This window comes from Luteibacter sp. (assembly GCF_051958795.1).
Classification (GTDB): Bacteria; Pseudomonadota; Gammaproteobacteria; order Xanthomonadales; family Rhodanobacteraceae; genus Luteibacter.
On sequence record NZ_JBQCFT010000081.1, the window covers coordinates 1 to 5,898 of the forward strand.

General features: G+C 65.0%; 9 protein-coding genes. 1 reads left to right on the forward strand and 8 read right to left on the reverse strand.

Going from position 1 to position 5,898, the window contains the following annotated elements; genetic code table 11:
• The 8 genes from atpA to queD form a co-directional block, all read right to left on the reverse strand.
• Positions 1–1,157, reverse strand: a 1,157-nt coding sequence (gene atpA, locus ACTHLF_RS04300; protein ID WP_440325168.1) for a F0F1 ATP synthase subunit alpha, incomplete at its 3' end; no start/stop codon positions are given.
• Positions 1,158–1,215: 58 nt separating this feature from the next.
• Positions 1,216–1,749: a F0F1 ATP synthase subunit delta gene (locus tag ACTHLF_RS04305; RefSeq protein WP_440325170.1), complete on the reverse strand. Its 534-nt coding sequence runs from the start codon at positions 1,747–1,749 to the stop codon at positions 1,216–1,218.
• 2 nt (positions 1,750–1,751) lie between these two features.
• The gene (locus ACTHLF_RS04310) at positions 1,752–2,222 is read right to left on the reverse strand and encodes a F0F1 ATP synthase subunit B (protein WP_440325172.1); all 471 of its coding nucleotides are present in this window, start codon (positions 2,220–2,222) and stop codon (positions 1,752–1,754) included.
• Between the two features lie 85 nt (positions 2,223–2,307).
• Entirely contained in the window at positions 2,308–2,595 is a 288-nt protein-coding gene (gene atpE, locus ACTHLF_RS04315; protein WP_247331317.1) for a F0F1 ATP synthase subunit C, read from the reverse strand.
• Positions 2,596–2,670: 75 nt separating this feature from the next.
• Positions 2,671–3,510 (reverse strand): F0F1 ATP synthase subunit A, encoded by an 840-nt coding sequence (gene atpB, locus ACTHLF_RS04320; protein WP_440325174.1) that lies wholly within the window; start codon positions 3,508–3,510, stop codon positions 2,671–2,673.
• Positions 3,511–3,513: 3 nt separating this feature from the next.
• Positions 3,514–3,843, reverse strand: coding sequence for an ATP synthase subunit I (locus ACTHLF_RS04325; RefSeq protein WP_440325176.1), 330 nt, complete (start codon positions 3,841–3,843; stop codon positions 3,514–3,516).
• Between the two features lie 206 nt (positions 3,844–4,049).
• Positions 4,050–4,376, reverse strand: a complete 327-nt coding sequence (locus ACTHLF_RS04330; protein WP_440325177.1) for a phasin family protein — start codon at positions 4,374–4,376, stop codon at positions 4,050–4,052.
• A 112-nt stretch (positions 4,377–4,488) separates the two neighbouring features.
• Entirely contained in the window at positions 4,489–4,842 is a 354-nt protein-coding gene (gene queD / locus ACTHLF_RS04335; protein ID WP_440325178.1) for a 6-carboxytetrahydropterin synthase QueD, read from the reverse strand.
• A 209-nt stretch (positions 4,843–5,051) separates the two neighbouring features.
• Between queD and ACTHLF_RS04340 the strand changes: the two genes are divergently transcribed.
• Positions 5,052–5,648: a response regulator transcription factor gene (locus ACTHLF_RS04340; protein ID WP_440325180.1), complete on the forward strand. Its 597-nt coding sequence runs from the start codon at positions 5,052–5,054 to the stop codon at positions 5,646–5,648.
• Positions 5,649–5,898 lie beyond the last annotated feature (250 nt).

Below are 5,898 nucleotides of genomic sequence, written 5' to 3' on the forward strand. Positions count from 1 at the left end.
GTCTGGGCGGCACCACCGACGCGCGACACCGAGATACCGGCGTTGACGGGCGGACGGATACCGGCGTTGAACAGATCGGTTTCAAGGAAGATCTGGCCGTCGGTGATCGAGATGACGTTGGTCGGCACGAAGGCCGAGACGTCACCCGCCTGGGTTTCGATGATCGGCAGCGCGGTGAGCGAGCCGGTCTTGCCCTTCACTTCGCCGTTGGTCATCTTCTCGACGTACTCGGCGCTGACGCGCGAAGCGCGCTCGAGCAGGCGCGAGTGGAGATAGAACACGTCACCCGGGTAGGCTTCGCGGCCCGGCGGGCGCTTGAGCAGCAGCGAGATCTGGCGGTAGGCCACGGCCTGCTTGGACAGGTCGTCGTACACGATCAGCGCGTCTTCGCCGCGGTCACGGAAGTACTCGCCCATGGCGCAGCCGGAGTACGGCGCGACGTACTGCAGGGCAGCCGCTTCGGAGGCCGAAGCCACGACGACGATGGTGTTGGCCAGCGCGCCGTTCTCTTCGAGCTTGCGCACCACGTTCGCGATGGAGCTGCGCTTCTGGCCGATGGCCACGTAGATGCACTTAATGCCCGAGTGCTTCTGGTTGATGATGGCGTCGATCGCGACAGCGGTCTTACCCGTCTGGCGGTCGCCGATGATCAGCTCGCGCTGGCCACGGCCGATCGGGATCATCGAGTCGATGGACTTATAGCCCGTCTGCATCGGCTGGTCGACCGACTGGCGCCAGATGACGCCCGGCGCAACCTTTTCGATCGGCGAGGAGCCAGCGGCATCGATCGGGCCCTTGCCGTCGATCGGGTTGCCGAGCGCGTCGACGACGCGGCCGAGCAGGCCCGGGCCGACCGGCACTTCGAGGATGCGGCCGGTGGTCTTGGCGGTATCGCCTTCACGCAGGTGCTGGTACTCACCGAGGACCACGGCGCCGACGGAGTCGCGCTCGAGGTTCAGCGCAAGCGCGTAGGTGTCGTTCGGCAGTTCGATCATTTCGCCCTGCATCACGTCGGCCAGGCCGTGGATGCGCACGATGCCGTCGGACACGCTGATGATCGTGCCTTCGTTGCGTGCCTCGGCACCAAGCTTGAACTGCTCGATGCGGGACTTGATCAGCTCGCTGATCTCGGACGGATTCAGAGTGGTGCTGGACATGGTCGGTTCCTTGGGTTGCGCCGCTCTCACGGCACCCGGTGGTATGAGAAGCTCGTATTCAGTGCGTCAGCACGCTGGCCAGCCGCTGCAGGCGGCCGCGCGCGGACCCGTCGATGACCTGCTCGCCCGTGTCGATGACGACACCGCCAAGCAACGCCGGATCGACGTGCGTATCCAGTTCGATCTCACGCTTGAAGCGGCGCTTGAGCGAAGCGCGCAGCGCTTCGGCCTGGGCGTTGTCGAGATCCAGCGCGCTCGTGACCTTGACCTTCAGGGTCGACTCCGACTCCAGCTTGTACTGGTCGTAGAGCGCGGCGATTTCCGGCAGCAGGCCCATGCGGCCGTTGTCCGCCAGTTCCTCGAGGAAACGGGCGAACGGCGCATCGGCGGACATGCCTTGCGGAAGGTGGATCGCGACGAGCTGCTTCGGCTGCACGCGCGGATCGTTGCCGAGGCCGGCGACCTGAGGGTCGACCGCAACCGCGGCGGCAAAATTCAGCGCTGCCGACCAGTCGGCGAGCGCACCGGATGCGTGCGCTACCTCGAAGGCAGCGCGCGCATACGGACGGGCGAGGGTGAGCGCCTGGGCCATGATCAGATCTCGGCAGCGAGCTGGTCGAGCAGCGCCTTGTGGGCCGCCGGGTCGATTTCACGCTGGACGATCTTTTCAGCACCCTTGATGGCGAGCGAACCGACCTGCTCACGCAGCTGTTCGCGCGCACGCTGCGCCATGGTGGCGATCTCGTCCTGGGCCTGGGCCTTCAGACGGTTGATCTCCTCGGTGGCTTCCACGCGGGCCTTCTCGATGATGGCGTTGGCCTGGGCCTGTGCCTTGTCGATGATGTCGGTGGACTGGACGCGAGCCTGCTTGATCTCGGCCGCGACCTTGGCGTCGGCGTCCTTGAGTTCCGCGCGGGCACGCTCAGCGGCGGCAAGCCCCTCGGCCACCTTCTTCTGGCGCTCTTCGATGGCACCGTTCAGCGGCGGCCAGACGAATTTGGTGGTGAACCAGACCAGGATCGCAAAAGAGATCATCTGGCCCAGGAAGGTCATGTTGATTTCCATGATCTCTCCGAAGTACTCCGAACGCTTGTGTACTGACGGCCGCCGCGGCACTCAGGCCGCGGCGACAAGGCGAACGAACGGCGGATTAGCCGCCGATGGCAGCGCGGACGACGCCGACCAGCGGGTTCGAGAACGCGAAGAGCAGGGCAACGGCGAGGCCGATGATGAACGCCGCGTCGATCAGGCCGGCGAGCAGGAACATGCGGCCCTGCAGCAGCGGGACCAGTTCCGGCTGACGGGCAGCCGACTCGAGGAACTTCGAGCCCATGATGGCGATGCCGAGGCAGGCGCCCAGCGCGCCGAGGCCGATGATGACGCCGATGGCGATGGCGGTCATGCCCTGCACGTGGGCGAGAAGCGAGGCGAGTTCCATGGTGATCTCCTGGATAACGAATTACGAAAGGATGGAAAGGACGAACTGAAAAAAGTGGAACGTCGGTGCGGTGAGTTAGTGATGTTCCCGCGCCGTGGCGATGTAGACGATCGTCAGCATCATGAAGATGAACGCCTGGAGGGCGATGATCAGGATGTGGAAGATCGCCCAGGCCGTGTTGAACACGACGCCAGGCACGAAGCTGATCCAGCTCACCATCAGACCGGCAATCAGCATGAACACCAGTTCGCCGCCGTACATGTTGCCGAACAGTCGCATGGCGAGCGACACGGGCTTCGACAGGGTTTCGACGACGTTGAGAAGGAAGTTCGGGATCACCAGGATGGTCTTGGCGATCGGGTTTTCCGCATGGAACGGTGCGGTCAGCAGCTCCTTGCCGAAGCCGAAGCCGCCCTTGGCCTTGATGCCGTGGCCGATGACGATGAACAGCACGGCGACCGACAGGCCGACGGTGGTGTTGATGTCCGCGGTGGGCACCGCGCGGAAGTAGGTGTGGTGGGCCGTTTCAGCACCCGCGAACGTGTGCACCAGCCAGCCGGCGAGGTCGACCGGCAGGAGGTCCATGGCGTTCATCAGGAACACCCACATGAAGATGGACAGCGCCAGCGGCGTGACCGTGCGGCGGTCGCCGTGGAAGGTGTCCTTCACCTGGGTATCGACGAATTCGATGGCGAGCTCGACCAGGGCCTGGCCCTTGGACGGCACGCCGGACGTGGCCTTGCGTGCGTACAGCCAGAACCACAGGCAGAACGCGGCACCCAGCACGAACGACACGATGAGCGAGTCGGCGCGGAGGTTCCAGAACCAGAAATGATCGGCGCTGAAATTCACCGTCATGTGGTTCAGGTGGTGCTGGATGTATTCGGTTAGACCGCCCTGCGGTTCGCTAGCCATGCCTCAACCCTTGAATCTGAATGCAAATACGTTGACCGCGTAAGCCGCTACCAGGCCGACCAGTGCCGGCAAGGGTGGCAGCTTCCATTGAACCAGGATGAGCAGCAGTCCACCGATGAGGACGATCCAGCGAAGGATCATGCCCACGAGGAACCGCATGAACGTTGCCCCTGCTCCGCCCAGCGCGCTGAACGCTCGCGCGGCAAGCAGCGCGGTGGCGAAAGCGACGACCAGGGCACCTGCAAACGCGGCCAGTCCGGCGGCACGCCCCTGCAGGCAGAAAGCGAGTCCCGCGACCACAGCCACCGCCAGCTGCGTGATAACCACGCGCATGGCTAGGTGACGACCGGCTGCAAGACTATTGAGCAACGCGAGGCTCCCGTGGTTTCGCTCGAAGGCGGCACCAGATGGTTCAACGGGCCACGGTTTAATCTGGAAAAGTATACCAGTGGCGCAAACGACCGGACAAGCGACGAAAGTCCATAACCACCCGCCGGCGCGACGGGCGGTCGCGTCGTTGGCGAGTGGGCCGCGGCAGGTCAGGCCCTGGCGGGCTGGCCCACCAGTGCGCCGAGCGAGGTGGCGGTGTGCACCGCCACGCCCATGATGTCGCCGGCGGCCGTTGCGGCACGCTCGACGCCTTCCCGCTGCAGGTCTCCGCCGCGCGCGATCACGGCACGCATCGCGTCCGGATCCTGCGCCTGCATCGCATCCGCCATGAGGCCGGTCGCCGCGCGCGCATGCCCTTCGAGGGCCTGCAACTGCAGGTCGGCCACCCGCTCCATGCCGCGCAAGGCAAGCGCCTGCGCAGCCGCGGCCTGTTCCACGAAATGGGCAAGGTCAGCGTAAGCGTTTACGTGCGCCATCGGGGAACCGCCGGGAAACGGGAAGGTGCCGGAGTGTAGTCCCGCCTGTTGCAGGGCAGCAACCGTTTTTTATTGCGATGACAGGTTTCGTCTTGCCGAATAGGCGCCTGGCTTACGGCGCGTACTCGGCGCCCGACGTGCAGGTTTCATGCACCACCACCTTGCACAGCAGCGGCACCTCGGGACGCAGGCGTTCGAAGATCCAGCGGGCGAGGTTTTCGCTAGTCGGATTGTCCAGCCCCTCGATGTCATTGAGGTAGTTGTGGTCCAGGCGCTCGTACAGCGGCTTGAAGCGCGCCTTGAGGTCGCCGAAATCCATGACCCAGCCGAAAACGGGGTCGATCGGGCCCTCCACGTGGAGCTCCACATGGAAGGAGTGGCCGTGCAGGCGCGAGCACTTGTGCCCCTCGGGCACGTTCGGCAGGCGGTGGGCCGCCTCGATATTGAAGGTCTTGAAGATACGCATGGGAGCCAGGAATGAACGGTTTCTGACGGGGATTGTAGCAACCCGGAAAAAATGACCGGGCGCAGGGAAGCTTCACGACGCAGATCGCAGTTTGGCCAATCCGGCGGCCGGGTTCATGGACTTTTCATCGCCCAACGGTTGCAGTGGTAACTAGATCGGCGGCGTCAGGGGGCGCGCCGACCCCTTGTGGTTCACCGAAGGAGGCATCGATGTGCCTTGGCCGTGAGTCTGTCGACCAGCCGCAGCCCTGCGCGCTGGCCGAGGGAGTGTTTTCCGCCCTGCCCTGGCCCTGCGTGGTCTGGCGAAGCGATGGCGGTCACGCCGTCATGATCAATGCGGCGTTCCGTCGCGAATTCGGCATCTCCAGGGGCCGAGCCGGCCCAGGCTGGCTGGAAAACCATCTCCTGCCCACCGGCCAGCCCGATGAATTCCTCTTCCGCGACCGGCACGCCGCGCCCCGGCGCTATCGCGTAACGCGCGAGGTACTCGACGTGGCGCCCGTCAGCTTCCAGGCCGTGTTTCTCATGCCGCTTGGCGAGGACCCCGCCGCGGGGCCTGATCCCGACCCCTTGGCGAACCTGCGTCCCGGCGTTTCCCTAACCCGCCGCGAATCGCAGGTGTTGGACGGGATCATGCTTGGCAAGCTCAACAAGGTGATCGCGAACGATCTGAAAATCAGCCCGAAAACCGTGGAACTGCACCGGTCGAACCTGATGGCGAAGCTGCGGGTGCACAACGTGGTGGAGCTGGCCCGGGTGGTGCTGGATACCGCGCCCACACCGGAGATGGAGACAACGCTGCCGTAGGAGCCCACCCTGGGGGCGACGCCATTCGCGGGAGAGCCGCAGGGCCTGCAGCCTCACGGCGAAAGATGTCGCCCACAGGGTGGGCTCCTACGGCGGGCAAGAAAAAAGCCGCCCCGGGGACCGGAGCGGCGTTTGTTTTTGCGGGGTGGTCGAGGCGGGCTCGAACCCCCCACCACCGCAGTTTGAGTGCCCCCCTCTGACCACCTGAGCTACCAATCCGGGAAACCTGGTGGTCCGCGGGGGTGGCCCC